Genomic DNA, 26783 nt, shown 5'->3' on the forward strand with positions numbered 1-26783 from the left:
GGCCGCTACGCGACCGGGGCGGCGGTCCCGGCGAGCAGGCGGCCGACCTCTTCCCGGTCGGCCTTCCTGCCGTAGCCGGCGAACTGGAAGGTCTCCTCCTTCAGGAACTCCGCCCAGTGTTCGAGCACGAACGCCCGTCCGGCGGCCACGTCACCGGGCGGGGGCGCCTGGTCCAGGAAGCCCCGCTGCCACGGCGCGAACTCCAGGAACTGGGAGGCGTGGGCCAGGCACGCGTCGAGCTTGGCCGTCAGCACCGAGGACACGTCCACCACCACGTCGGGCCGGTGGACGGGGGCGGAGGCGTAGTCCGTCATGAGCAGGCACACCGGCATGCGCCGCAGGGCCGGCTTGCCCACCTCCAGGTTGCGCGTCATCGCGAACTCGACCGCGTGCGCGGCCAGTTGCCCGGCGGCCCGGTTGTCGGGGTGGCCGCCGCCGTCGGCGTGCAGGGCGATCACCAGGTCGGGCCGCCAGGCGCGGATCTGCGCCAGCACCCGCAACCGCAGCTCGACGGTGGGTTCCAGCATGCCGTCGTGCACGTCGAAGATCTCGTAGTCCACCACGCCCAGCGCGTCGGCCGCGCGCCACGCCTCCTCGGCGCGGCGGCGCGCCAGCGGGCCGCGCTCCAGCTCGTGGTGCCCGGCGTCGCCGTTGGTGAGCGTCAAAAACTTCACCGCGTGGCCGGCCTGTGCCAGCAGCGCGGCCGTGCCGCCCGCGTAGATCTCGGGCTCGTCGGGATGAGCGGCGATCACGAGGGTTCTCAACATGTGCGTCCTTAGGGGTTGGATTCACCGGTACGACCGGCCGTACCGGCTTGGAAGACCCGCTCGCGGGTCAGGTCCAGGGCGTAGCTGAGAGCGCCGCCGAGCACGGCGTTGCCGTTCACGGCGCTGAGGGCGACGGTCACCGGCACCAGCGGCGTCGAGGCCAGACGGTCGGCGACCCGCGCCCTGAGCGGCTCGCCTCCCGCGACGCACAGCGGCCCGGCCAGCACGACCAGGCCCGGGTCCAGCACCCCGATCGCGGCCGTCACGCCGAGCGCCACCCGCGCGGCGGCGTCGTCGAGGAAGCCCTGGGGGGCCTCGGCCAGCGTGCGGCTCACGGCGGTGAGCGCGGGGTCGCCGGGCAGGCCGTGCGCCTGCGCCAGCGCGGCCAGCGGCTCGGCGCCGAGCAGCGCGCCGAGCGGCCCGCCGTCCTGCCCGTAGCGGCGGCCGGTGGTCACCGGGTCGGGCACGATGACCGAGCCGACCTCGCCGCCGCGCCCGGTGACGCCCCGCCAGAGCGCGCCGTTGAGCACGACTCCCGCGCCGACCCCGCCGCCCACCCAGAACAGCACGAAGCTGCTGTCGTCGTGCTCCTGGAGCTCGCGGATGGCGACCAGGTTGACGTCGTTCTCCAGGCGCACGTTGCCCGGCAGGTCGTCCAGGCCGGACCAGCCCGACAGCTGCACGGCCTGCCGCAGCCGCCGGCCGTCGGCCTCCACCACGCCCGGCACGCCCACCACGACCTGGTCGAGCCGGTCCAGCTCGAAGCCGGCCGCGGCGACCGTCTCGGCCAGCAGCCGCCGGGCGTCGCCGGTCGCCTCGGTGCGATGGGTGCCGAGCACCCGGCCGGTCAGGTCGGCGACCGACACCTCGATCGAGCTCGTGGTGAGATCGACCCCCGCGACGCGCGCGGCCGAGCCGTCGAGCTGCCACATCTGCGCGGCCGGCCCGGCGTTGCCCGGCTTGAGGCCGGCCTTCCTGGCCAGCCCGCTGTTCTCCAGCCTGCGCAGCACCTCGGCCGCCGACGCCTTGGACAGGCCCGTGTGCAGTTCCAGCTCGGCGCGGGTGAGGCCGCCGTGCTCAAGGAGCAGGGTGAGCGCGGCGCGCTCGTTGAGCGTGCGGAAGACGGTGGGGTTTCCTGAAGACATTCCTACTTCAGCGCTCCTGAGGTCAGCCCGGACTGGATATGTCGCTGGAAGACGATATAGATCAGCACGACGGGAAGCACCGTCATGCTGAGGGCGGCGAACAGTCCGGGCCAGTCGGCCTCGTACCCGGCGATGGTGGAGATGTCGGCCACGCCCTGGGTGATGACCCACAGGCTCTTGTCGCCGGGCAGCAGGACCAGCGGGATGAGGTACTGGTTCCACTGGCCGAGCACGTTGAAGATGGTCAGGCTGACCAGCGCCGGGCGGGCCATGGGCAGCATGACCTGGAAGAACGTGCGGGTGTGCGAGGCCCCGTCGATCATCGCCGCCTCGGCCACCGCGTCCGGCAGCGCCCTGAAGAAGGACGTCAGGAAGAACACCGTGAACGGCAGCGAGTAGGCGACGTAGACCAAAACCAGGCCGACGTGGCTGTTGAGCAGCCCGAGCCCGTCCACCACGAAGAACAGCGGCACGAGCGCCAGGAAGACCGGGAAGGCCATGCCGGAGACGAACAGGAAGTAGACCAGCCGGTTGCCCGGGAAGCGGTAGCGGGCCAGCACGTACGCGGCCATCGAGCTGAGCAGCATCGTCCCGGCCACGCCGAAGAAGACCACGATGACCGTGTTGAGCAGGTAGCGACCGATGTTGGCCCGCTCCCAGGCCCGCGCCCAGTTGTCCCAGCGCAGTTCGCCGGGCAGTTGCAGGGCGTCGCCGAAGATCTCGGCGTTGCTCTTGAACGAGGCCAGCAGGGTCCACAGCAGCGGGGCGATGATGAGCAACGCCCAGAGGCCGAGAACAGCCTGGATGCTGATTTTTCGGAACATTTCAGTAGACGACCTTCTGGCGGCGGGTCACGCGCAACGTCAGCGCGGCGAAGGTGAGGGTCAGGAAGAACAGCGCCACGCCCATGGCCGAGGCGTAGCCGAACCGGGAGTAGGAGAAGGCGTTCTTGTAGATCTCCGTGGCCAGCACGGTGGTCGCGCCGTCCGGCCCGCCCTGCTCCACCGACAGGACGTTGACCAGCGCGAACCCGTCGAACGCGGCGATCCCCAGATAGACCCAGGCCACCTGGACGGTGTCCCACACCAGGGGCAGCGTGATGGAGAAGAACGTGCGCAGCCGCCCGGCGCCGTCGAGGGCGGCCGCCTCGAACACGTCCTTCGGAATGGCCGCCATCCCGGCCGAGAACAGCACGACGTAGAAGCCGACCGCCTGCCACACCATCACCGCGATGATCGACCACAGCGCCAGGTTCTGGTCCGTCAGCCAGCCGACCGGCTCGACGCCCAGCTTCGCCAGCGCGCCGTTCAGCACGCCGCTCGCGTCCGGCCGGTAGACGGCCTTGAACAGCACCCCGACCACCGCGACCGCCAGCACCTGCGGCAGGAAGAAGATCACCCGGTAGAACCGGGCTCCCGGCGTGCCCGCCGAGTCGCCGAGCAGGTACGCGAAGACCAGCGCGAGCGCGATGGTCACCAACGGCAGCGTGACCAGCAGGATCGCGTGGTTGCGGACCGCCTGCCAGAACGCGTCGTTGCCGAGCATCCGCCGGAAGTTGTCCAGGCCGACGAAGTTCAGGTTCGCCGACACCCCGCGCCAGTCCGTCAGCGCGATCTGGAACGCCTGGACGTACGGGCTGATCACGAACACCGCGTAGAGGACCACGGGCAGGGCGAGGAAGCCCGCGACGAAGCCGTGCCGCCTCATCGCTCAGACGCTCCTGGTCTGCTTGGCGATCGCGGAGTCCGCCTTGAGCTCGTCGGCCTTCTTCTGCATGTTCGCGCAGAACTGCTCGGGCGTGATGCGTCCGGACATCACCGAGTTGGTCTGGACCTGCCCGTGGTCGAACAGCTCCTTGTACCAGCCCTCGAAGCGGGCGTCGGTGATGATGTTCGTCCCGGCCGCCTCCTGGGCCTTGGCCGCGCTGCGCACGGCCGAGGTCAGGTCGAGGCCGTCCACCACGCCGTTGACGACGGTGAGGTTCTTGGTCAGCTCGGTGTAGCCGCGCGCGCCCTCCCGCGACAACATCATGCGCAGGTACTCCAGGCCGCCCTGCGGGTTCTTGCCCTTGGCCGCCACGAAGAACGCCTCGCTCACCCCGATCATGATCGCCTCGTACGGCATCGCGTCGGCGGCGGTGATGCTGGGCACCGGGGCGATCGCGTACTCGAACGAGGCCGGCCGGTCCTTGGCCATCTCGTTCTCCAGCCAGGAGCCGCAGGGGTAGAACAGCACCTTGTCCTGCAGGTGCTTGACCTGCGTCTGGGTGTGGTCGAGACCGAAGTACGCCTTGTCGCCGAAGTCGCGCTGCACCTGCGCCCACGCCGCGACGGCCTGCCGTACGGGCTCGGCCTGCCAGGCGCCGTCGGCGAGGTTGTCGATGTCGACGATCACCTTGTTGCCGCCGATCTTGGCGGCGCTGTAGACCAGGTTCCAGAGCTGGTAGAACGGGCCGACCTGGCCCGGGTAGGCGAACAGCGCGATGCCGGCCTTCTTGGCCTCCTCGCCGAGGGCGTTGAACTCCGCCCACGTCTTCGGCGCCTGCCAGCCGCGCTGGTCGAACAGCTTGGCGTTGTACCACAGGGCGCGGTGGGCGACCGTGTACTGCAGCACCCGGGGCACGCCGTCGATCAGCGAGTTCTCGTAGACGCCGCCGACCAGGGTGTCGCGCACCTTCTTGGCCGGGTCCGCCAGGGAGGGGGCGTCGAACAGCGGCGTCAGGTCGGCGAGGTGCCCCTCGGCGACGAGCGACTGCAGGTCGAGGGCGTCGGGGCCGGAGTTGTTGACCACGTCGGGCGCGTCGCCGCTGATGAAGCGGGGGCGCAGCTGCGTGCCGACCTTCTGGGTGGGCACGTGCTTGATCTTGGCGGTCTTGTACGCCTTGCTGTAGAGGGCCTCGTGCAGGTCGGTCGCGTAGCCGTCGCCGTTGCCGCCGCTGAAGATCACGACTTCCAGCTGTCTGGCGGCGTCCACGCCGAGGGGGTTGGCGGCCGAGGTGGGCGCGGCCGAGGTGGAGGCGACCGGAGCGGCGGAGCGGCCCGTGGCGCACGCGGCGAGCAGCCCTGCGCCCGGGCCCGCCGTCAGGGCGGTGAGTCCGATACGTCGAAGAACCTCACGTCGGCTGGGGTTGGTGGACATGGGGGGCCTCCTTGACCGCCAACCGTCCGGATACTTTCCAGACGGTTGGCGGCTGACTCTAGACTTACCGCTCCACGTGCGTCAATACCTCTCTAGAACTGCGCTCGGATTCTCAGGACGCTGCCCGGACCTCCTGGAACTGGGCTCGAAGGTGAGCCTTGGCCTCCTCGGAGGCCCCGATGCGGTCCAGGGCGTTCAGCGCGGCCCCGACGATCGGCGGCTGGTCCGGGATCACCTGCTTGGCCAGCGGAGCCCGTACGGCGAACCGCTCCTCCAGCATCGCGACCAGCAGCGGGATGCGCGCGTGCAGCACGCCTCCGCCCAGCACGACCTCCGTCGGCGTCTCCAGCAGGTCCAGGCGGCGCAGGCACACCTCGGCCATCACCACGATCTCGTCGGCCAGCCGGGTGACCAGCTCCAGCGCGATCGCGTCAGCCGACGCGGCGGCCTCGAACACCTTGGGGGCGAGCGCGGTCAGGTGATGCCGCTCGATCTGCCCGAAATGCACCCCGAGCACCACCTCCTCGACCGTCCGTGTGCCGAAGTGCTCCTTGATCAGGCCGGCGAGCGCGGTGGGCGCGCCCCGGCCGTCCTCGGCGCGGATGGCGTGCCACAACGCCTCCTCGGCCAGGCCGCCGCCACCGCCCCAGTCGCCGCTGATCCGGCCGAGCGCGGGGAAGCGGGCCACCCCGCCCGTGGGCGAGACGCCGACCGCGTTGATGCCCGCGCCGCACACCACCGCGACGCCGCTCGGCCCGGACGCCCCCGACCGCAGCAGCGCGAAGCTGTCGTTGCCCACGACGACGTCGGCCGCCATCCCGCGGGCGCGGAACTCGGCCGCCAGGGCCTCCTCCTCCACCGGCAGGTCGGCCCCGGCCAGGTAGGCGTGGAGCTGGTCGGCGTACGGGGGAGCCGCTGGCGGTCCGAGCGCCCGCCGCACGGCCTCCTCCACGACGTCCACCGCCGCCGGCACGCCGACGGTCTGCGGCTCGAACGGCCCGCCGTCGCCCTGGGCCAGGATCGTGCCGTCGCCCGAGAGCACGACGACGTGCGTCTTGCTGTTGCCCGCGTCCACGGCGATGATCACCATGGCAGGTACCGCTCGTTCGCCGCCAGCAGCAGGCCGGTCAGCTCGTCCGCGACGGCCTCCTGGCCGATCAGCGGATGGGCCAGCAACGCGTTGCGCACCCGGTCCGCGCCGCCGTGCAGCGCCGCGTCGAGGGCCAGTTCCTCGTACGCGGAGACGTTCGCGATCAGGCCCGCGTACAGCGGCTCCACCGGATCGACCGGCAGCGGCGCGGCCCCGGACGCCGAGACCCTGGCCGGGACCTCGATGACCGCCTCGTCGCGCAGGAACGGCAGCGTCCCGTCGTTGCGGGTGTTGACCACCTGGACGTCGCCCCGGTCGCCGAGCAGCGAGGCGATCAGCGCGACGGCGGCCTCGGAGTAGTAGGCGCCGCCCCGCTTGTCCAGCAGCTCCGGCTTGGTGTCCACGGCCGGGTCCGCGTACAGCTCCAGCAGCTGCTGTTCCATCGCCGCGACCTCGGCCGCGCGCGACGGCTTGGCCCGCTGCTCGCTCACCACCAGGTCGTGGGCGTAGAAGTAGCGCAGGTAGTAGGACGGGACCACCTGGAGCCTGCGCAGCAGCCCGACCGGCAGGCCGATGTCGTCGGCCAGCTCCTGCCCGTGCTCGGCGAGCAGCCGCGGCAGCACGTCCACGCCGTCGACCACCACCGACCGCTCCCACGTCAGGTGGTTGAGCCCGACGTGCCCGAGCGCGACCCGCTCCGGCGGCACGCCGAGGTGCCGGGCGAAGCGGCGCTGGAACCCGATGGCCACGTTGCACAGACCGATCGCGCGGTGCCCGGCGTCCAGCAGCGCCCTGGTGACGATGCCGACCGGGTTGGTGAAGTCGACGATCCAGGCGTCGGGGGCGTGGGCGCGGACCTGCTCGGCCAGTTCCAGCACGACAGGGACCGTGCGCAGGGCCTTGGCGAGACCGCCCGCGCCCGTCGTCTCCTGGCCGACGCAGCCGCACTCCAGCGGCAGCGTCTCGTCCACGTTCCGCGCGGCCTGGCCGCCCACCCGGAGCTGGAAGAGCACGGCGTCCGCGCCCGCGACGCCCTCGGCCACGTCGGCGGTGGCGATCACCTTCGCCGGGTGCCCGGCCCTGCGCAACATCCTGCGGGACACGCCCGCCACCAGGTCGAGCCGCGTGGCGTCCGGGTCGATCAGCGCGATCTCGGTGAGCGGCAGCTCGTCGCGCAGCCTGGCGAAGCCGTCGATGAGCTCGGGGGTGTAGGTCGAACCGCCCCCGATCACGGCGAGTCTCATGTGCAACTCCTCAATTAGGAAACTTTCCTAACCGCCGAACCTACCCGACCTCCTTCGATTCGACTCCTCCCACCCCGTTCCAGGAAATTTCCGCTCACCGTGTAGAGAGCCCGGCACCGGCTCCGACTCCCTGGTGAAGGCGCCGGACGGGCGCCACGGACAACAGGAGACGAACCAGGATGAGCAAGGTCACGTGCGACATGGGGATGTCCGTCGACGGCTACGTGGCGGGGCCGAACCAGAGCCTGGAGCAGCCGTTCGGTGACGGCGTGGGCGACCGGCTGCACGAGTGGATGTTCGCCGAGCCCGAGAAGCACGCCGAGGTCATCGAGGCCATCACGGCGGCCGGGGCGTTCATCATGGGCCGCAACATGTTCGACCCCGGCCGCGGCGCCTTCGACCTGGACTGGACCGGCTGGTGGGGGGAGGAGCCGCCGTACCACGCGCCGGTGTTCGTCCTCACCCACCACCCGCGCGAGCCGCTGCCCATGAAGGGCGGCACGACGTTCCACTTCGTCACGGACGGCATCGAGGCCGCCTTCGCCATGGCGCGGGAGGCGGCGGGGGACCGCGACATCGCCATCGCCGGCGGCGCCGCCACCGTCAACCAGTACCTGGCCGCCGGGCTCATCGACGAGCTGCGCCTGCACGTCGCGCCGGTGATCCTCGGCCGCGGCGAACGCCTCCTGGCCGACGCCGGCGACATCACCCTCACCCCCGCGGCCCCGCCCATGGGCACCGCCCTGGTCACGCACCTGACGTACCGGGTGGTCCGCTAGCGGGACTTCCAGGCCGGCTCATACGTCACGGTGGCCGTGCGGATCGGCGGCGTGCATGCCGCTCCTGACCGACAGCGCGGCCACCAGGCTCACGTCGTCCAGCCCGCGCCGAATCGCCTGCCGGCTTTGTTCGGGAGCTCGATCGCCGCGCCCCGGCGTCATGCCTTTCCGAAGGGAGACGGCATGGAGAAGTGACATGAACTCCCGTCAAGCGGCGGGGCGTTTCCTGCGGCAAAGCGCTGTCGCCCGGATCCGGCATGAACGGTGGCCCGGCGCGCGCGCCTGGACGGCAATCCCCTGTCCTTGACCTGCGGAGACGCTATGACTTCCGATGTCAGCGACCATTTGTCGCCCAGAGCGCGTTTCGCTCGCGACCTCGCGGAACGCCGTAAAGCGGCTCACCTGACGCAATTCGCGCTTGCTTCACGCATTCACTGCCACGAATCACTTGTCAGTCATGTCGAGAAAGGCCGGCGGGTTCCCACGCTGGAATTCGCGCGCGAGGTGGACAAGGCGTTCGGCGCCGACGGCCATTTCACCAGCCTCCATGAGCGGATCTCCCGGTCGTCTGCTCTGGGCTGGTTCGCACGGTGGGTCGAGGAGATCGAACCGCAAGCCGTCATCCTGCAATCCTGGGATCCGCTGTTGATCCCCGGCATCCTGCAGACCGCCGGCTATGCCCGCGCCGTCTTCTCCACCGCCGTCCCGCGGGATCGTGTCGAAGAGCGGGTCCAAGCCCGCATGCGGCGCATGAGGATCTTCGACAGCGACAGCCCTCCGGCCTTTCTCGCGCTCATCGACGAGGGAGCGCTGCACCGCCCGGTCGGAGGGCCGGAGATCCTGGCGGAGCAGCTCCGCCACCTGCTGGAACTCACCTGCCATTCCAACATCACCATTCAACTGGTGCCCGTCGCCGCCGGTTGCGTGGCCGGCACCATGAGCGCGTTCGCACTGGCGCGGCTGCGCGACGGCTCGGAGGTGGTCTCCGCCGACTCGGTCCTCTCCGGTCAGGTCACCGGAGATCACGAAGCGGTCATGAGCCTCAAGCAGCGATATGACACCATCCGAGCGGACGCACAGCCGAAGAACGTCACACCCCGGGCGATTGAGGAGGCGATCAAAAAATGGACCCAGTAGACCTCCGCGGAGCGGAATGGCGCAAGTCCAGCGCCAGCGCCGACACAGGGCAGTGTGTCGAGGTCGCGACCAACCTTCCGGGGATCATCGCCGTCCGTGACGGCAAGACCCCGCAGGGCCCGGCGCTGGTCTTCTACTCCTGACGAGTGGAAGGCGTTCCTGCACGGCGCCAACCAGGGCGAGTTCGACATCTGAGGGCAGGCGTCTGCCACTTCGGAGCCGGGTTCCTCCAAGGGGCGCGGGGATCGGTAGCTCCCCGTCGGGGGGTGGAGCTTGCACCCACGTGGGCGCCCCCTGAGCGCCGCCGCGCCCATCGGCGAAATCCTTGCAGAGTCACACGAGAACCGGATCCGTCCTATCGGGTGAATGGGGATGTTCAGTCCGAAGAACGGAGTCGAGAGTTTGACGCAGGACACCGAGGTGGACGACGCGGAGGTGATCAGACGTGCCCGCAGCGACCCCGCCGCCTTCTCGGCGTTGTACGACCGGCACGCCCCCGCGCTCCACAGATATGTCACCCGCCGCCTGGGCGATTCGCTGGCCGACGACATCGTGGCCGAGACGTTCCTGGACGCCTTCCGCCGTCTCGCCCGCTACGACACCGCCCACCGCGACGCCCGCCCCTGGCTGTACGGCATCGCCGCCAACCTGATCGGCAAGCACCGCCGTACCGAGACCAGGGCTTACCGCGCCCTGGCCAGGACGGGCCTCGACGCGGTGGCCGAGAGCTACGCCGACCGGGTGGCGGCCCGCGTGTCGGCCGGGGCGGCGCATCGCGAGCTGGCGGGGGCGCTCGCGACGCTGTCGCCGCCGGACCGGGAGGTGCTGCTGATGATCGCCTGGGCGGACCTCAGTTACGGGGAGGTCGCCCGCGCGCTCGGCGTCCCGATCGGGACCGTGCGGTCGCGCCTGCACCGCGCAAGGAGGAAGACCCGGGCGGCCCTCGGCGGCATCGACCCGTCAGCCCTCCACGACGCCACACCCTCAACCATCCCCGACCCCGTGCCCTCACCCGTCCGCGACGCCGCACCTCCGGCCGTCCGCGACGCCGCGCGCTCAGCCATCCACGACACCGACGAGGAGGACCCCGGCCGTGGACGATGACCTCACGCTTCTGCGCGAGCTGCGCGCGGACGCCCCCGAACCCGACGCCGACCGCCTGCGCGCCGTGCGCGCCCGAGCCCTCGCCCCGGCGCCGGGCCAGGCCCCGGCCCGGAAGCGGCGCCGGTTCTGGGCGGTGCCGTCGCTGCTGGCCGCCGCGACAGCCGCCGCCGCCGTTGTCGTGGCGGTGAACGGTTCCCACACCCCGGCTCCGCCCCCGCCCGCCGCCATGACCACCATGCCGGTACGGGCCGAGACCGTGCTGCGCCAAGCCGCCCTGGTGGCCGAGGGACGCCGCCGGCGCCACGAGCCGCGGCCCGACCAGTGGTTGTACCGGAAGGACCTGGTCAAGCAGCCCGGCGAGGAGCGAGGCACGGTCCAGGAATACTGGACCCGGTACGACGGCACCCGCCAGGCCCTCCGCCAGAACGGCGGCCCCCTGGAATTCCAGGACATCACCCCCGAACCGGACGACGACGACCTGACACCCCGGCAGTACGCGGCCAAGTTCGCCGACCTGCCCACCGATCCCGCCGCGCTGCTGGACCACGTCAGGGGCGACCGGCACTGGTCGGCCCTGCCGAAGGGCGCGGACGCCGAGCAGCCGGACGCGCGGGCGTTCCGCGTGTTGTCGGTCTACCTCGACGCGGGCGTCCCCATGCCGCCGCGGGTCGAGGCCGCCGTCTTCCGCGCGCTCGCCGAGCTGCCCGGAGTGCGGGTGGACCTCGGCGTACGGGACGCGGCGGGCCGGGCGGGGATCGGCGTCGCCTACGAGCCCGCCGGCTCCGTCCCCGGCGGGTCGACGCGGGACGCGCAGGGCCGGATCGTCTCGCGGTCGTACCTGGTGCTGGACGCCGCGACCTACCGTTTCCTCGGCAGGCGCGTGGACAACCTCCAGGACGAGGTCATCGGCGGCGAGGTGACGGCCCGCAAGGGCACGTTCTACGCGAGCGCCGACCTGGCGGCGGGCGTGGTGGACGAACCAGGCCGGCTCCCTTGACCGCAGGCCGCTACGGACGTGCGCCCAGGCGGTTCACCCAGCCCATCTCCTCGTACGTGGTCTGGATCAGCGGCTCGGACCGCCCCGGGGGGCGCAACTCGTAGGCGAGCAACCGCGCCGTCGCGACGTCCACGACCAGGCGCGACTCGCCCGCGCCCTCACCGCTGCCCGGCGTGGTCAGCGTCAGGGCGACGCCGGTGCGGCCCAGCGGGTCGGTGACCTCGCCCAGCGATCTGATCGCGGGCTGCCCGGCGAGCAGCCGATACAGGGAGGACCGGGTTCCCGGGCTGATGGGACCGGCGAGCAGGTCCTGCGCCGTCGTCCACACATAGGAGGTGAACGTCGGCTTGGCGGGCCACCAGTCGCCGGGCTTCTCCTCGTCGAACAGCCGCCGCAGCAGGCCCGCCAGCCTCTCCTCGTCGGCCGGGAGCGCGAGCAGCTGGCGGAGCGTGTAGCGGTGGTTGCCGATCAGGAAGTGGAGTTGCATGGCGTAGTCGTTGCTCGATGGCTTTCCGCCGCTCAGGTCGGGGGAGCCGAGCCGCCTCCAGCGGGCCTCGTCCTCGGGGGAGGCGAAGGCGACCTTCGGGTCCTGGCCGGTCACGGTCCGGCTGGGCGCACCCCGGCGGGCCGCGTACCAGGTGTCCTGGGTGTGCGTCACCCTGGCCGAGAACGGCGGGTTCTTCGCCTGCGGGTGGCGCACCGGCTCGGAGGTGCGCGCGCGAACGTGCCAGTACCGGCCGGAGGCGGCGGCCCCGTGCCCGGCGGACTCGGCCGCGGCCAGCAGCACGGACCGCGCGTCCAGCGCCTGGCGCGCTCCTTCCGAGGACGCCGGCGTACCGGCCGGAACGGCGCTCGGCGGCGCGCCCTCAGTACTGATCCCGGGGCCGATCCCAGTGCCGACCCCGGGGCCGCCCCCAGCGCCGATCCCGGTGCCGCCGAGGATCACGAAGGCGGCCGCCGAGGCGAGCAGCGCCCCCGCGGCGGCCCGCGTCGCGGTGCGGATCCGCCTGGCCCGGCGCCCTCGTCGCACCAGCGCGGGCACCGGCGGGGGCGTGGGCGCGGGCCCCTCGCGTCGGGCGAGATCACGCAGTGCCCGCGCCAGGAGATCCTGGTCGTCCTTCATCGTGCTGCCTCCTGATCTTCGCGCAGAGCCGTGCGCAGGCGCGCCATCGCTCTGGAGTGCTGGCTCTTGACGGCGCCGACCGAGCAGCCGAGGACGGCCGCGACCGCCTTCTCGGTCAGGTCCTCGTAGTGCCGCAGCACCACCACCGCCCGTTGCCTGGGCGACAGGGAGAGCAGGGCGCGGCGCAGGTCCTCGTGCGGCTCGTGGAGCTGCTGGCGGGGATCGGTGTGCTCGGGCGGACTGGCGGTCGGCACCTCCCGCCGTCGCCGCCGCCACCGGCTGACGTTGCCGTTGGCGAGCATGCGCCGCAGGTAGGCGTGCGGATCGGCGGACCGCACCCGCCGCCAATGGACGTACAGCCGCACCAGGCAGTCCTGCAGCAGCTCCTCGCCCCGGTGCCGGTCGCCGGCGAGCAGGACGGCGACGGCCATGTGCCTGTCCCAGGCCGCCGCCACGAAGGCGGCGTAGGAGGCGTCGTCGGATGGATCACTCACATGGCCTCAACGCGGAAGCGGGCCGGGAAGGTTGACACCGGAACGCGAAAAGGGCGCGCCCCCCGGAAAGGGAGGGCGCGCCCGTCAGGGTCGGCGCAGGGGTTTACCAGTCGCCGCCGCCGAAGTCGCCGCCACCGAAGTCGCCGCCGCCGCCGAAGTCGCCCCAGCCGCCGCCTCCGCCGCCGAAGTCGCCTCCGCCACCGAAGTCACCGCCGCCGAGGTCGCCGCCGCCGCCGTCCTGGTAGCCCTCGGCGTAGCCGGCGCCGTAGCCGCCGCCGCCCCAGCCGCCGTGGAACATGCTGCCCATCATCGTGCCGATGAACATGCCGGTCATGATGTCGCCGAAGCCGCCGTAGTAGCCGTAGGCGTACGGCTGGTAGGCCGGGCCCGCGTCGTAGTAGGGGCGACGGTGACCGTCGACCATGACCTCGCGCATCTGCGGGTCGAAGCCGCGCTCGACGGCCTCGGCGTCCATCGCGCAGGCCGGCACGTCGCGCACCGCGCCGCCGGGCGGGGCCCAGCGCACGTCACGGGCCGACGGGCCGTGCTGCGGGTTGAAGAAGCAGGGGGCGCGCCGTTCGGGGATCGGCTGGTTGTTGACCTTGGCCTTCACCACGGCCAGGGCGTAACGGCCGTCCTCAAGGGTCTGGGTGACCTCGCGGACCTGGTCGGGCCGCTGGACCGCGTTGAGCTGGACCTTGGCCTTCTCGTAGGAGTCGAGCGCCTGCTGCCACTCGGTGATGTGCCCGCCGCCCTGGCCGGCGAGGGTGACGTCGGTGTCGAGCTCGGTGATCTCCTCACCCAGCTTGGTGACGTCCTCCTCCACGGTCTGCTTGACCGCGGCGAGGTCCTTGGCCTCCTGGATGGCGCGCTTCTTCTTCTTGTTCTTGGAGTAGAGGAAGTAGCCGCCACCGCCGACCACCAGCAGGCCGAGCAGGGCCACCAGCGCGAACTGGCCGCCGGCGCCGGGGTTGGCCTGGCTGCTGGGGCTGAGGGCGCCGCTGCGGTCGTTCTTGCCCGCCGCGTCGACCCGGTTCGCGAAGTCCTTCACGCCCGCGACGATGTCGCCCGAGTTGGCGTCCACCGAGAGCTTGACCAGCTGGCCGGCGAGGTTGTTCCGCAGGGCGTTGGACCCGGCGAACATCGTCTCGCCGTCGAACACCACCACCGTCACCCGGGGGCGACCGGCCTCGACCAGCGCCTTGCCCAGCGACGACAGGTACGGCCCGACGGTGGAGTTGTCAAAGGTGCCGTCGGGCAGCGCGACAGCGTAGATCTTGCTGTCGGCGTCCTTCAGCGCGTCGTTGATGTCACTCTGCTGGCTGGAGCTCAAGGGGGAGCCCGACACCACGTAGAGCGGGGCCTTCTTCCAGTTTTGCACCACAGTCTGTGCGTCAGGTGGCGCCGCCGCCGCGTTGGCGGCAGGGGACAGCGTGAGAACGACGAACAGCCCGGCGATCAGAGCCGCGATCGCGGCCCCTGCTCGGCGCAGCGAATGGGTCATTGGCAGCAAGCCTCCTTCGCCCATGAGGACGAACGGGCGGTCGGCAAAGTTCCTCACTGGGCACGTTACCTGCCTGCGACGGCGCGCAGACACAGGGGAGCGGGCTCAGGCGTCCTTGATCTCGCAGATCGTGGCGCCCGACGTGACGGTCTGGCCGACGGCGGCCGACAGGCCCGTGACGGTGCCCGACTTGTGGGCCGTCAGCGGCTGCTCCATCTTCATGGCCTCCAGCACCACGACCGTGTCGCCCTCGCTCACCACGTCGCCGTCGTTCGCGACGACCTTGACGATCGTGCCCTGCATCGGGCTGACCAGCGCGTCGCCGCCGGCCGTCGCGTGCTTCCGCGCGCCGCCGGCGCGGCGCGGCGCCTTGGCCGCGGCGGGCGCGGGCCCGGCCATGCCGAGCCCGGCCGGGAGCACCACCTCAAGGCGCTTGCCGCCGACCTCGACCGTCACCGTCTCCCGCACCGCCGGGGCGGCCGGAGCCGCGGCCACCTCACCCGCATACGGTTCGACCGGGTTGTCCCACTCGGTCTCGATCCACCGCGTGTGCACGGCGAACGGCTCTGACGTGAACGCCGGGTCCGTCACGACCGCCCGGTGGAAGGGCAGCACGGTCGGCATGCCGTCGATCTCGAACTCGGCCAGCGCCCGCCGGGCCCGGTCGAGGGCCTCGTGACGGGTGCGCCCGGTCACGATCAGCTTGGCCACCAGCGAGTCGAACGTCTGCGGCACCGTCATCCCGGCCTCGTAGCCCGAGTCGAGGCGGACGCCGGGCCCGGCCGGGACGCGCATGGCGGTCAGCGTGCCGGGGGCGGGCAGGAAGTTGCGGCCGGCGTCCTCGGCGTTGATCCGGAACTCGATCGAGTGGCCGCGCAGGGCCGGGTCGTCGTAGCCCAGGAGCTCGCCGTCGGCGATCCGGAACATCTCGCGCACCAGGTCGACGCCCGCGACCTCCTCGCTCACCGGGTGCTCGACCTGCAGGCGGGTGTTGACCTCCAGGAAGGAGATCGTGCCGTCCTGGCCGACGAGGAACTCGCAGGTGCCGGCGCCGACGTAGCCGGCCTCCTTCAGGATGGCCTTGGAGCTGGTGTAGAGGATGTCGATCTGCTCCGGCGACAGGAACGGCGCGGGCGCCTCCTCCACCAGCTTCTGGTGGCGGCGCTGGAGCGAGCAGTCGCGGGTGCTGACCACGACCACGTTGCCCGCGTGGTCGGCCAGGCACTGGGTCTCGACGTGCCGGGGACGGTCGAGGTAACGCTCGACGAAGCACTCGCCCCTGCCGAAGGCGGCCACGGCCTCGCGCACGGCGGACTCGTACAGCTCGGCGACCTCCTCCAGCCTGCGCGCGACCTTGATGCCGCGGCCGCCGCCGCCGTACGCGGCCTTGATCGCGATCGGCAGCCCGTGCTTCTCGGCGAAGGCCACGACCTCCTCGGCGCCGGAGACCGGGTCCTTGGTGCCGGCCACCAGCGGCGCGCCGACCTTCTGCGCGATGTGCCTGGCCTGCACCTTGTCGCCCAGCGCGGCGATGGCGGCCGGGGGCGGCCCGATCCAGGTGAGGCCGGCCTCGATGACGGCCTCGGCGAACGAGGCGTTCTCGGCCAGGAAGCCGTAGCCGGGATGGACGGCGTCGGCGCCGGAGCGCGCGGCGACGTCGAGCAGCTTGGCGATGTCGAGGTAGGTCTCGGCGGGGGACTGCCCGCCCAGCGCGTACGCCTCGTCGGCCACCCTGACGTGCAGGGCGTCGATGTCTTGGTCGGCGTAGACGGCCACGCTGCCGATCCCCGCGTCCGTGCACGCGCGGGCCACCCGTACGGCGATCTCGCCGCGATTGGCGATCAGAACCTTCCGCACCGACCTTCGTCCCTTCCTCGTGGTCCTCGTGAGTGCTCAGCGGCCGAGGTACGCGCCGCCGTTCAGATGCAGCACCTGCCCCGTCATGTGCCCGGCTCCCGCGGATGCCAGGAAGAGAACGGTATCGGCCACGTCGGAGGGGGTGCCAGGGCGGCCGTTACGCGTGTTCCGCACGCGGGCCGTGATGCCCTCCTCGGTGAGCCTGCCGCGGAAGAACTCGGTCTCCATCACCAGGCCGGGAGCCACGACGTTGGCGGTGATGCCCCGGGGGCCCAGCTCGGCGGCCAGGTCGGCGGTCCAGGACTCGACGGCGGCCTTGGCGGCGCCGTACGAGCCGGACCCGGTGCCGCGCGCGGCGATCGAGCCGATGGAGACGATCCGGCCGCCCTCGCCCATGCGCGGCGCGAGCGCGGTCGTGACCAGCACGGCGGACAGCAGGTTGGCGTTGAGGTTGGCCTGCCACGCCTCGGCGACGTCCGCCAGGTCGCCGGACTGCTCGCGTTCCAGGTTCGTGTTGCCCCCGGCGTTGTTGACCAGGACGTCCACGTGGGCGGGCAGGCTGTCGAGCGCGCCCTGGACGGCGGCCGGGCTCGCGGCGTCGAACGGCACGTACGCCGCCCCCAGTCGCGCGGCGGCCTCCTTCAGCACGTGCTCGCGCCGGCCGGTGATCGTGACGCGGTCGCCGAGGGCGGCGAACGCCTCGGCGATCGCGTAACCGATGCCGGTGCCGCCACCCGTCACCACGACCTCGCGCATGAGTGGATCACTCCTTTAGATCCGAATAATCCTCTGGACGACCATAGCCGCTCGGCATAACGGGGGCGACGGGCGGTGGCCCGCTTTATGGTGAGGGCGCTTTCATCAGTTCCAGGAGGTATGCATGAGCCCGAATATGCTCGGCGGCGACCCCACAGAGATGCAGCAGATGGCCAGCCAGTTCAGCCAGCAGTCCGAGGGGGTTCGCACCATCATGGCCGCCCTGGACCGCGAGGCGGCCAAGGTCGGCACTGCGTGGACAGGTACGGGAGCCCAGCGTTTCAGTCAGGCCTGGCAGAACTACCGCACGGCCTTCCAGCGCATGACCGAGGAGTTGCAGGAGGCTTCCCGGGTCATCGGCACGTACCAGCGGAACATCGAGTCCGCCACGCAGTGAGCACGGACAGGGGCCCTGGCCCGCCGCCGGGGCTTCTTCCGTCGTGAGGGGAGCTTTCCTCCCGGATCGGGCAGGCTACGCTCTTTCTCCATGATTGGTCGCGCCTTGGCGGCGAGCGTGCTCGCCCTGCAGTTCGCGGCGGCGCCGGCGCAGGCCGCGCCCGTGCGGTGCACGCCCAAGAAGGCCACCATGGCGATCGCCGAGACCTGGGCGCAGCGGCGGGTCAACGCGGAGAAGGTGTGGCCGCTGACCACGGGCCGGGGCGTCACGGTCGCCGTCATCGACAGCGGCGTGGACGAGACCCACCCCCAGATCCGGCTGGGCGGCAAGGCCGACCTCACCAACACCGGCTTTCGCGACTGCGTCGGCCACGGCACGGCGGTCGCCGGGCTCATCGCCGGCCAGCCGCGCAAGGACATCCCCTTCCACGGCGTCGCCCCCGGCGTGAGCCTGCTGTCGATCAAGTACGTCACCGGCGACAGGGGCGACGTGGGCCTGCTGGCCAAGGCCATCAAGACGGCCGTGGACGAGCACGCCGACGTGATCAACGTCTCCGTCGAGGCCTCCAACACCCCCGACCTGAAGGCGGCCGTCGACTACGCGCTGGAGCGGGACGTGGTGATCGTCGCCGCCGCCGGCAACCTGTCCAACGACGACGGCACCTCGACCCCTTCCTACCCCGCCGCGTACGACGGGGTGCTGTCGGTGGGCTCGGCGACCCCGGACGGCGGGCGCTCGACGTTCTCCAACCCCAACGCGGTCGCCGTGCTCGGCCCGGGAGAAGGCGTCAGCTCGACCTGGCCGCTCAAGGGGTACCAGTCCGCCCTGAAGGGCACCAGTTACGCCGCCCCGTACGTGACGGGCGTGGTCGCGCTCGTCCGCGCGCGGCATCCCGGGCTGACGCAGCTCCAGGTGCGCAGGCGCATCACGCTGACCGCCGACGGCGCGTCCGGGACGGGCACCGGCGCCGGGATGGTGAACCCGCTGCTCGCGGTGACCGCGGTGCTGCCGTCGGAGCAGGTGGCCGTGGCGCCGCCGGTGCCGCCGCCGCTGCCCGCGACCGTCGTGCGCAAGGCCGTGCCGCCGGACCAGCGGTCGATGGAGGTCGCGACGGTGGTCGCGGCGGGCGGGTTCTCGCTGGTCGGGGTGGCGTTGGCGGCCTGGGTGTTCGTTCCCATGGGACGCAGGCGGCGCTGGCGCCCTGGCTCGCCGCCGGATATCGGGAGAATTGACGGTTAACTGTAAGAGTGGCCGCCCGAAACTGCTGATGCTTATGGGGCTTATTTGGTTAAATGTCTCTGATCATGACGGACTCCTGAAAGGACGGTCATGGTGGAGAAGGACTCCCCCCAGGCAGCAGTACCGGAGCGGATCGGCGATCACGAGATCGTGAGCCTGTTGGGACAGGGCCCGCGTGGCGCCGTTCATCTGGGCAAGGAGTCCGAGGACGCCGATCCGGTCGCCATCAAGACGCTGACCGTGGACCCCGCGGCCGACCCGGACTTCGTGACCCGGCTCAAGGACGTCAGCCGGGTGTCCAGCTCGTATGTGGCCCGCACGCTCGACGCCGGCGTCCAGGACGGCCTGCTCTACGTCGTACGTGAGCACGTCGAGGGACGTTCGCTGGCCGAGACCGTCGCCGCCGACGGCCCGCTGACCGGCGACGCGCTCGAACGCGTGGCGGTCGGCATGCTCACCGCGCTGACCGCGGTGCACCTGGCCGGATTCGCGCACCGAGGGCTCACCCCCGACAACGTGATCCTCACCGGCGAGGGGCTGCGCGTCACCGACATCGAGATCGGCGACCCGGCCGGCGAGGTCGGCTACCGCGCCCCCGAGCAGCTCAACGGCCTGCAGTACGGGCCCTACGCCGACGTCTTCGCCTGGGCGGCGACCGTGGTGTTCGCCGCCACCGGCTCCGCGCCGTTCGGCCAGGACGCGCACGCCGTGCTCACGGACGAGCCCAAGGTGGACGGGCTGCCCGATCCGCTGCGCCAGACGGTCCTCGCGGCGCTGTCCAAGGACGTGTCCGGGCGGCCCACGACGTACACGGCGCTGCTGCGCCTGCTGGGGGACGACAAGGCCCCCATGCCGGCGGCGCCGATCGAGGGCGTGCCGGTGCAGATGCCGCCGTCGCCGATGGCGCCGTCCGACCCGGCGGAGCTCGTCACCCTGATCGACGGCCAGCCCCCCGTGCCGGGCCAGCCTCCGGTCCCGGGCCAGCCCCCGGTGCTGCCCCTGGCCATCGAGGGCGCCCCGATCCCGAACGGCCCGATGCAGCCGGGCCCGATGGCGAACGGCCCGGTCCCGAACGGCCCGATGCTGAACGGCCCGGTCCCGAACGGCCCGATCCCCAACGGCCCGATGGCGCACGACCCGATGCAGCCCGGCCCGTTCGTGCCCGGTGTGCCGCCGCAGGGCCCGATGGGGCATGAGCCCATGCAGCCCGGCCCCATCCAGCCAGGCCCGATGCAGCCCGGTCCGATGCAGCACCTTCCCGTGAACGACGAGCCGGTGCAGGGCGTCCCGGTGCAGTACCCGCCGGTGCCCGTGCAGGCCGCCTGGGGGCCGCCGTCCGGACCGCAGAACCCGCCCGTGGAGCCGGCGCAGCCCGCGATGGCCGGTGCGGGCAGCACCGGACCGGCGCGCAAGCCGTTCCCCATCGGCCTGGTCGCCGGTGTGGTCGCGGTCATGCTGCTGTCGGCGATCGGCCTGTGGGGCGCGAGCCGCTACTCCTCCAGTGTCACCTTCGAGCCCGCCGCCGCGGCGGGCTCGGCGTCGCCCAGCTCGGGCGCGGCGGCGGCGGCCCAGAAGGCGGTCACCACCGTGCCCACGCAGCCCCAGCCCGAGGTCACCGCCCCCTGGGCGACCACGCCGTCCCCCGACGACGACGGCGTGGGCCCGCTGGTGCTGCCGGACGACGACACCTCCGCCGACACCCCGCAGGTGCCGGTGCTGACCACGGTGCCGACGCCGACGGCGACCCAGCAGCTGACGGTCCCGACGATCCAGCCGACCGTGCCGGAGCGGAAGACCACCAAGGAGCCGGAGCCGACAACCACGGTCACCAGGACGGTCACGCCGACCCCCTCCGCGACGCAGACGCAGCAGCCGACCGAGACGCCCACCCAGAAGCCGACCGGGAAGCCCACGGAGAAGCCGACCGAGGAGCCGACGCAGAAGCCCACGGAGAAGCCGACCGAGAAGCCGACCGGGGAGCCGACGCAGAAGCCCACGGAGAAGCCGACCGAGAAGCCGACCGAGAAGCCCATCCAGGCTGCGCCGACCCAGACGCCCACGAAGGCGCCGGAGCCCAACCCCCAGAGGCCCACCCAGGCGCCGGAGCCTGCCAAGACCACCGCACCGCCGGCGACCAGGCCGACGCCGAACCCCTACACGCCGACGCAGGTGTGCGGATCCGGCTTCGTGGTCCAGCGGTCGACCCCGTTCGCCGGCGGCACGACGTACCAGCTCTACAGCAGCAGCACGGGTCAGAACTGCGTGGTCACCCTCAAGTCCGGCCCCGACGTCGGCAAGGCGTCCCCGGTCAGCGCGACCTTGGAGGTGCAGGGCGGCCCGAGCAGCACCGACAGCGGCAACTACGAGTACTACGCCGGCCCGGTCAAGCTCCCCGCCAAGGGCAAGTGCGTGCGTTACGCGGGCAGCGCGGGCTCCGGCAACACCAGTGCGGACTGGGGGAACTGCGGCTAGGCCCGACACGGAGCCGAGGTCGGAAGGATCTCCCACGCCATGCCCGGTGGGCCATCGGGCATGGCGTGACCTGCCGGACGCCTCATGGATCCGAAGCCTCCTGCGGCCGGGAGATCCGGACCCCGTACAGGCGCCAGGTCTCAGTATCCGCGGTAGCCGGACCCGGTCTTCATGCCGACGACCCCCGGCACCGCGGACACACTGCCGTAGCGCTCGATCGAGTAGCGCACGCCCGCGATGATGTTGTCCACCGGGTTGTAGATGTCCCGGTGGCCGTCCAGGGCGTGGGCGTTGAAGGTCGGGTCGATCGTCTGCATGAGCCCCTTGGAGGGGTGCCCGGCGGCGGCGTTGGAGTCCCACAGGTTGATCGCGTGCGGATTCCCACCGGACTCGTGCTGGATGATCATCCAGATGTCGTCGACGTTCATCTTCCCGACCGGGTAGCCGTGCTCCTTGAGGATGGCGACGGCCTCCTCGATCCACTGCTTCACCTTGCCCGTGGGCGCCGGTCCGCCGCCCGCGGGAGGGGGCGGGCCGCTGGAGCCGTAGCCGCCGATGATGGGGCTGCCGCCGGTGCCCGAATAGGGCGAGGTGTAGCTCTGGGTACGCCGCCAGTCGAACCGGTGCCCGGCGTCCGGCACGAACTCCTGGTCGCCGGCCGCCTTGATCTTGGCGAAGGTCGTCGTGCGCTCGCCCAGCGCCGTGCCGATGGCGTTCTTGGCGTCGGTGACGGCGTCCTTGGCGTCCTTGACCGGTTTCCTGGCGTTCTCGGTCTCCTCGCGGACCAGGCGGCCGATCTCGGCGTCCAGATCCTCCTGCTTGGCGTCGGGGTTGGCCGTCCGGTGGTTCTGGACGCGGGTGAGCAGGCGGTCGCAGATGCCGTCCACCTGGCGCTGGGAGCTCTCCAGCACGCCGGCGGCGGCGTCGAGCGCGTCGGCGCAGGAGTTGAGCGCGTCGTGCAGGCCCTGCCCGGCCCTGCCGTAATCCCCCATGTAGCGGACGAACGCGTCCGCCGAGTCGCCCTCCCAGGCCAGGTCCACGGTGGTGACGGCGCTGCCGAGCTGGCCGGAGTCGGTGAGCACCTTGCCCGCGGCCGTACGCCAGCGCTTGGCGATGCCGCGGATCGCGCCCGGGTCGCCGCTCACCTGCCCGGCCAGCGCGGCCAGCGTGGGGCCGCCGGGCAGGGCGTTGATCGCCTCCGGTGCGCTCATGCCGGGGAGTTCGCCTTCCGCACGTTGCTCTCCACCAGGTCCAAGGCCCGTTCGACGCTCTGGACGAGGCTCTTGGCCTTGCCGAACTCGCGGTCGGCGACGCTCTCCACCTGGTCCACGGCGGTCGCGAGGGCCGCGGAGTCGGCCAGCTTGCCGAAGATCGAGGAGTCGGCGGCGCCGGCGGGGAAGCTCTCCGCCAGGTCGCCGAACTTGCCCGCCACAGTCTTTGCCGCGATGCGGCAGTCGTCCAGGGCCTCGAAGTGAATGTCCAGTCCTGCCATCACTCCTCCTCCTCCGCCGGCGGCCAGAACGCCGTCTGCGCCAGCCGCGAGCCGAACCTTCTGTCCACCACGAAACCGCGTCCCGGAGGCTGCGGCTGGGCGCGTACGTTGCCGAACAGGAAGCCCTCGTCCCTGCTGCCGGACAGGATCACCGCGGGGCTGGCCATGTCCTTGATGCGCTGGATCACCGGGTCGAACATGGCCCGGCCCAGGCCGCCCATGGCCCGCGACATGATCAGGTGCAGTCCGATGTCACGGGCCTGCGGCAGCAGCTCGACCAGCGGCAGCAGCGGGTTGTTGGACGTGGCCACCAGGTCGTAGTCGTCGACCACGATGTACAGGTCGGAGCCCTTCCACCAGTCGCGGGCGCGCAGCTGCTCGGGCGTGAGGTTGGCCGGCGGCAGGCGCTTGAGCAGGGCGTTGCGGGCGTCGTTGACCAGTTCGAGCGCGGCGGCGCTGGAGGCGGCGTAGCCGATGCGGTTCTCGCTGACCGCCGTGTCCAGCAGCGACCGGCGGTAGTCGATCACGATCATCATGGCCTCGCGCGGCGTGTGCCGGGCGACGACGTTCTCGGCGATCACCTTGAGCATGTTGGACTTGCCGCTCTCGGTGTCGCCGACCACGACGAAGTGCGGGTCGGCGTCGAAGTCGATCAGCACGGGCGCGAGCGCGGCCTCGTCCACGCCGATCGCGATCCGCGACTTGCCGGTCTCCTCCACGCCCGGCAGCGACGCGGCGGGCAGCACCGACGGCAGCAGCCTGACCTGCTTGGCGGGCGGGCCCTGCCAGGAGTCCCCGATCGCCTGCACCAGGCCCTGGAGGCCGGCGGCCAGGTCGTCGGAGTCCTGCACGCCGTCGATCCTGGGCAGCGCGCCGAGGAAGTGCAGGCCGTCCTTGGTCAGGCCGCGTCCGGGCACGCCCTCCGGCACGGCCAGCGACTTCTTCCTGTTGATCTCGGACTCGTACGCGTCGCCGAGCTTGAGCTCCACCCGCGTGCCGAACAGGTCCCGGATGCCGGGCCGGAACTCCGACCACTTGCCGGTGGCCGCCACCACGTGGATGCCGTAGCCGAGGCCGCGCGCCGCCAGGTCGGTGATGACCGGCTCCAGGGCCTCGAAGTCCTGCCGGATCGTCAGCCAGCCGTCCACGACGAGGAAGATGTCGCCCCAGCCGTCGCCCTGGAGGGAGCCGTCGGCGACCCGCCTGCGGTAGGTGTTCATGGAGTCGACGCCGTTCTCGGTGAACTCCCGCTCCCGGTCGCGCAGGATCGAGGCGATCTCGGCCACCGTGCGGCGCACCCGGTCGGCGTCCAGCCTGGAGGCCACGCCGCCGACGTGCGGCAGCCCCTCCAGCGAGGCCAGCGCGCCGCCGCCGAAGTCCAGGCAGTAGAACTGCACCTCGCGGGGGGTGTGCGTGAGCGCCATGCTGGTGATCAGCGTGCGCAGCACCGTGCTCTTGCCGCTCTGCGGGCCGCCGGCCACGCCCACGTGCCCGGCCGCGCCGGACAGATCCAGCCAGTACGGGTCCCGCCGCTGCTCGAACGGCCGGTCGATGATCCCCACCACGGCCTGCAACCGGCCGCGGCCGGTCCACCCGGCCGTGGACAGCCCCAGCTCGGGCGTGACCGACAGCGGGGGCAGCAGGTGCGCCAGCGTGGGCGGCTCGGCCAGCGGCGGCAGCCAGATGCGGTGCGCGGGCGGCCCCTGGCCCACCAGGCGGCCGACGACGATGTCCAGGAGGCTCTGCTGCGCCTTGTTGCTCTCCTCCTGCGCAGCGGGATCCTCGGGCGGCTCCTCGACCATCGGGACGGGCACGAAGTCGGGGCCGTACTCGACGATCTCCCGGACCGTCACCGAGCCGTCGGTGGTGGCGACGTGCCGCGGGTCGACCTGGTGGGGACCGGACACGTACGCGGCCTTGAACCGGGTCATGCCGGACGTGTCGAACTTCAGGTACCCGTTGCCCGGCGCGGACGGCAGCTCGTAGGCGTCGGCCACCCCCAGCACGACCCGGCTCTCCATGGCCGAGAACGTGCGCAGACCGATCCGGTACGAAAGGTGCGTGTCGAGCCCGCGCAGCCGTCCCTCCTCCAGCCGCTGCGAGGCCAGCAGCAGGTGCACGCCGAGCGAGCGCCCGAGCCGGCCGATCATCACGAACAGGTCGATGAACTCCGGCTTGGCCGTCAGCAGCTCGCTGAACTCGTCCAGGATGACGAACAGCGTGGGCAGCGGACGCAGGTTGGCGCCCTGCTCGCGGGCCCTCTCGTAGTCGCGCAGGGAGGCGTAGTTGCCGGCCGCGCGCAGCAGCTCCTGGCGGCGCACCATCTCGCCGTGCAGGGCGTCGTGCATGCGGTCCACGAGCGGCAGCTCGTCCTCCAGGTTCGTGATGACCGCGGAGACGTGCGAGAGGCCGTCCAGGCCGAGGAAGGTCGCGCCGCCCTTGAAGTCCACGAGCACGAAGTTGAGGATCTCCGAGGAGTGCGTGACCGCCAGGCCGAGCACCAGCGTGCGCAGCAGCTCGCTCTTGCCCGAGCCGGTCGCGCCGATGACCAGGCCGTGCGGGCCCATGCCGCCCTGGGCGGACTCCTTGATGTCCAGCTCGACCAGCCGGCCGTCGGCGCCGAGGCCGATCGGCACCCGCAGCCGGTTCCGTCCCGCGCGGGGCCGCCAGGTCACCGACGGCTCCAGGCGGGTCGGGTCGCCGACGCCGAGCAGCTCGGTCAGCGTCGTGTTCACCGCCAGCACGTCCTGGGCGTCGCCGCCCTTGGCCGAGGAGGCGCGCAGCGGCGCGAGCTGGCGGGCCAGCCCCTCGGCGCGCAGGTAGTCCAGCGCGTCGGGGTCGCCGAGCCGGTTGGTGTTCTCGCGGCCCGCGTGGTCCAGCTTGACCATGTGGAAGCCGGCGGCGTCGATGCGCAGCCGCAGCGTGCTGCGCTCCTCGACGGTCCCGGCCGAGTTCGACAGGTCGATCACGGTGACGCCGTCGATGGCGTCCGCGCCGAGCTGGGAGTCCTGCGGCACGTGCCCGCCGTCCAGGATGAGCACGTGGTACGGCAGCGCGTCCGGCGAGGCGCCCGGCTTGAAGCGGGCCCGCTCCTTCAGCTCCGCGCCCACCAGGCGGTCGAGCTGGGCCAGGTTCTCGGCCATGAGCCTGACCTGGCCGGCGCCGTCGGTCTCCTCCGGGTGCAGCGCGTGCGGCAGCCACTTGACCCAGTCCCAGTGGCTCATCCACTCCTTGCTCGCGCACACCATGATCCGCATGTCGTCGGGGGAGTGGAAGACGGCCATCTGCGCGATCATGGCCCGGACCAGGTCGCGGACCAGGGCGGGGTCGCCGTCCAGCTTGATGCGGGAGAAGGAGTGCAGCGCGACGGCGACCGGGAGGCGTTCGACGGTCGAGTGGGTGCGGATGAAGCGGCGCAGCGCGCCGGCCGACAGGGCGTCCAGGTCCTCGACCGGCTTGGAGTCCGGGGGGATGAGCTGGACGGCCAGCTTCTGGATGCCGGTGCCGAGGCGTACCGTGCTGAAGTCCTCGTCGCGGGGGCGGCGCTCCCACAGGCGCGGGCCCATCGCGGTCCACCACAGGGTGTCGGGGGCCGGGCCGCTCCACTCCAGGGCCTCGCGCTGCTGGATGGCCGCCTTGCGCACCTTCTTGCGGATCTGCGCCAGGTAGCGGAAGTAGTCGCGGCGGGCGCCGTTGAGCCGGGCCTTGCGCTCGCCGGCCTGGCGGCCCATCTGGCCGACCGTCATGCCGACCATCGAGAACGCGAACAGGCCGCTGGCGACGTACATGATGGGGTTGGCGTTGGTGCCCCCGGCGGTGAACATCAGGCCCATCGCCGCCGCGCCCGCCACCATCGGCAGGTACGTCAGCACCGCCATCATGCCTTGCGACTGGACCTCTGGGATCTCCGGTGGGGACTCCAGCAGGATCTCACCGCGCGGCGGCTTCGGGCTGGGGCGGCGCTCCGGGCGCCGTACTACGACGATGCTCACCCTTGTGACAGGCCCTTCTGGTGCTCGGAAGAACCTTCTTACCAGATGTGCCTAAC

General features: G+C 71.8%; 23 protein-coding genes. 8 read left to right on the forward strand and 15 right to left on the reverse strand.

Features of this window, described 5'->3' with window-relative positions; genetic code table 11:
* Window positions 1–5 precede the first annotated feature (5 nt).
* The 7 genes from ACIBK9_RS45805 to ACIBK9_RS45835 form a co-directional block, all read right to left on the reverse strand.
* Window positions 6–767, reverse strand: coding sequence for a PIG-L deacetylase family protein (locus tag ACIBK9_RS45805; protein WP_397165294.1), 762 nt, complete (start codon window positions 765–767; stop codon window positions 6–8).
* A gap of 8 nt (window positions 768–775) precedes the next feature.
* Window positions 776–1912, reverse strand: coding sequence for an ROK family protein (locus ACIBK9_RS45810; protein WP_397165296.1), 1137 nt, complete (start codon window positions 1910–1912; stop codon window positions 776–778).
* Window positions 1913–1914: 2 nt separating this feature from the next.
* Complete coding sequence (locus ACIBK9_RS45815; protein WP_358282444.1) at window positions 1915–2736, reverse strand: carbohydrate ABC transporter permease; 822 nt, start codon at window positions 2734–2736, stop codon at window positions 1915–1917.
* Between the two features lies 1 nt (window position 2737).
* Complete coding sequence (locus ACIBK9_RS45820; RefSeq protein ID WP_397165298.1) at window positions 2738–3619, reverse strand: carbohydrate ABC transporter permease; 882 nt, start codon at window positions 3617–3619, stop codon at window positions 2738–2740.
* Window positions 3620–3622: 3 nt separating this feature from the next.
* A complete protein-coding gene (gene ngcE / locus ACIBK9_RS45825; protein ID WP_387669034.1) occupies window positions 3623–5050 on the reverse strand; it encodes an N-acetylglucosamine/diacetylchitobiose ABC transporter substrate-binding protein in 1428 nt (475 codons plus the stop codon).
* 112 nt (window positions 5051–5162) lie between these two features.
* A complete protein-coding gene (locus ACIBK9_RS45830) occupies window positions 5163–6140 on the reverse strand; it encodes an N-acetylglucosamine kinase (protein ID WP_397165300.1) in 978 nt (325 codons plus the stop codon).
* Window positions 6134–7384: a 6-phospho-beta-glucosidase gene (locus tag ACIBK9_RS45835; protein ID WP_397165301.1), complete on the reverse strand. Its 1251-nt coding sequence runs from the start codon at window positions 7382–7384 to the stop codon at window positions 6134–6136. Before ACIBK9_RS45835 ends, ACIBK9_RS45830 begins: the two co-directional genes overlap by 7 nt.
* A 179-nt stretch (window positions 7385–7563) precedes the next feature.
* Between ACIBK9_RS45835 and ACIBK9_RS45840 the strand changes: the two genes are divergently transcribed.
* The 5 genes from ACIBK9_RS45840 (at window position 7564) to ACIBK9_RS45860 (ending at window position 11401) form a co-directional block, all read left to right on the forward strand.
* A complete protein-coding gene (locus ACIBK9_RS45840; protein WP_397165302.1) occupies window positions 7564–8163 on the forward strand; it encodes a dihydrofolate reductase family protein in 600 nt (199 codons plus the stop codon).
* Between the two features lie 321 nt (window positions 8164–8484).
* Window positions 8485–9300 carry a Scr1 family TA system antitoxin-like transcriptional regulator gene (locus ACIBK9_RS45845; protein ID WP_397165303.1) on the forward strand — a complete coding sequence of 272 codons (816 nt, stop codon included), beginning with the start codon at window positions 8485–8487 and terminating at the stop codon, window positions 9298–9300.
* Window positions 9288–9443 carry a DUF397 domain-containing protein gene (locus ACIBK9_RS45850; protein WP_397165304.1) on the forward strand — a complete coding sequence of 52 codons (156 nt, stop codon included), beginning with the start codon at window positions 9288–9290 and terminating at the stop codon, window positions 9441–9443. Before ACIBK9_RS45845 ends, ACIBK9_RS45850 begins: the two co-directional genes overlap by 13 nt.
* 259 nt (window positions 9444–9702) lie before the next feature.
* The gene (locus tag ACIBK9_RS45855; protein WP_397165306.1) at window positions 9703–10404 is read left to right on the forward strand and encodes an RNA polymerase sigma factor; all 702 of its coding nucleotides are present in this window, start codon (window positions 9703–9705) and stop codon (window positions 10402–10404) included.
* Window positions 10394–11401: a CU044_5270 family protein gene (locus tag ACIBK9_RS45860; RefSeq protein ID WP_397165308.1), complete on the forward strand. Its 1008-nt coding sequence runs from the start codon at window positions 10394–10396 to the stop codon at window positions 11399–11401. Before ACIBK9_RS45855 ends, ACIBK9_RS45860 begins: the two co-directional genes overlap by 11 nt.
* Window positions 11402–11411: 10 nt before the next feature.
* On the opposite strand, the gene ACIBK9_RS45865 is transcribed toward ACIBK9_RS45860, so the two are convergent.
* The 5 genes from ACIBK9_RS45865 to ACIBK9_RS45885 all read right to left on the reverse strand — a co-directional run bounded on the left by ACIBK9_RS45865 (window position 11412) and on the right by ACIBK9_RS45885 (window position 17135).
* Entirely contained in the window at window positions 11412–12524 is a 1113-nt protein-coding gene (locus ACIBK9_RS45865; RefSeq protein ID WP_397165310.1) for a hypothetical protein, read from the reverse strand.
* Window positions 12521–13018: a SigE family RNA polymerase sigma factor gene (locus ACIBK9_RS45870; protein ID WP_357994599.1), complete on the reverse strand. Its 498-nt coding sequence runs from the start codon at window positions 13016–13018 to the stop codon at window positions 12521–12523. Before ACIBK9_RS45870 ends, ACIBK9_RS45865 begins: the two co-directional genes overlap by 4 nt.
* 103 nt (window positions 13019–13121) lie before the next feature.
* On the reverse strand, window positions 13122–14522 hold the full coding sequence (locus ACIBK9_RS45875) for a hypothetical protein (protein ID WP_387669012.1): 1401 nt from the start codon (window positions 14520–14522) through the stop codon (window positions 13122–13124).
* 105 nt (window positions 14523–14627) lie between these two features.
* A complete protein-coding gene (locus ACIBK9_RS45880) occupies window positions 14628–16379 on the reverse strand; it encodes an acetyl/propionyl/methylcrotonyl-CoA carboxylase subunit alpha (protein ID WP_397165312.1) in 1752 nt (583 codons plus the stop codon).
* A 36-nt stretch (window positions 16380–16415) separates the two neighbouring features.
* Window positions 16416–17135 carry an SDR family NAD(P)-dependent oxidoreductase gene (locus tag ACIBK9_RS45885; protein WP_397165313.1) on the reverse strand — a complete coding sequence of 240 codons (720 nt, stop codon included), beginning with the start codon at window positions 17133–17135 and terminating at the stop codon, window positions 16416–16418.
* 124 nt (window positions 17136–17259) lie between these two features.
* On the opposite strand from ACIBK9_RS45885, the gene ACIBK9_RS45890 reads away from it, so the two are divergent.
* The 3 genes from ACIBK9_RS45890 to ACIBK9_RS45900 all read left to right on the forward strand — a co-directional run bounded on the left by ACIBK9_RS45890 (window position 17260) and on the right by ACIBK9_RS45900 (window position 21243).
* On the forward strand, window positions 17260–17532 hold the full coding sequence (locus tag ACIBK9_RS45890) for a WXG100 family type VII secretion target (protein WP_397165315.1): 273 nt from the start codon (window positions 17260–17262) through the stop codon (window positions 17530–17532).
* 90 nt (window positions 17533–17622) lie between these two features.
* Window positions 17623–18771, forward strand: a complete 1149-nt coding sequence (locus tag ACIBK9_RS45895; RefSeq protein WP_397165317.1) for a S8 family serine peptidase — start codon at window positions 17623–17625, stop codon at window positions 18769–18771.
* Between the two features lie 90 nt (window positions 18772–18861).
* Window positions 18862–21243 (forward strand): protein kinase, encoded by a 2382-nt coding sequence (locus tag ACIBK9_RS45900; RefSeq protein ID WP_397165319.1) that lies wholly within the window; start codon window positions 18862–18864, stop codon window positions 21241–21243.
* A 140-nt stretch (window positions 21244–21383) separates the two neighbouring features.
* Here ACIBK9_RS45900 and ACIBK9_RS45905 read toward each other — a convergent pair whose 3' ends face one another.
* From ACIBK9_RS45905 to eccCa, 3 genes are read right to left on the reverse strand one after another with little or no spacing between them, the layout of a single operon-like run.
* A complete protein-coding gene (locus tag ACIBK9_RS45905) occupies window positions 21384–22454 on the reverse strand; it encodes a transglycosylase SLT domain-containing protein (RefSeq protein ID WP_397165321.1) in 1071 nt (356 codons plus the stop codon).
* Window positions 22451–22735, reverse strand: coding sequence for a hypothetical protein (locus ACIBK9_RS45910; protein WP_358282484.1), 285 nt, complete (start codon window positions 22733–22735; stop codon window positions 22451–22453). The genes ACIBK9_RS45905 and ACIBK9_RS45910 overlap by 4 nt, the downstream gene beginning before the upstream one ends.
* A complete protein-coding gene (gene eccCa, locus ACIBK9_RS45915; protein WP_397165323.1) occupies window positions 22735–26727 on the reverse strand; it encodes a type VII secretion protein EccCa in 3993 nt (1330 codons plus the stop codon). Before eccCa ends, ACIBK9_RS45910 begins: the two co-directional genes overlap by 1 nt.
* Window positions 26728–26783: the final 56 nt, after the last annotated feature.

The sequence above is a fragment of the Nonomuraea sp. NPDC050227 genome, from assembly GCF_044459705.1.
Taxonomy (GTDB): Bacteria; Actinomycetota; Actinomycetes; order Streptosporangiales; family Streptosporangiaceae; genus Nonomuraea.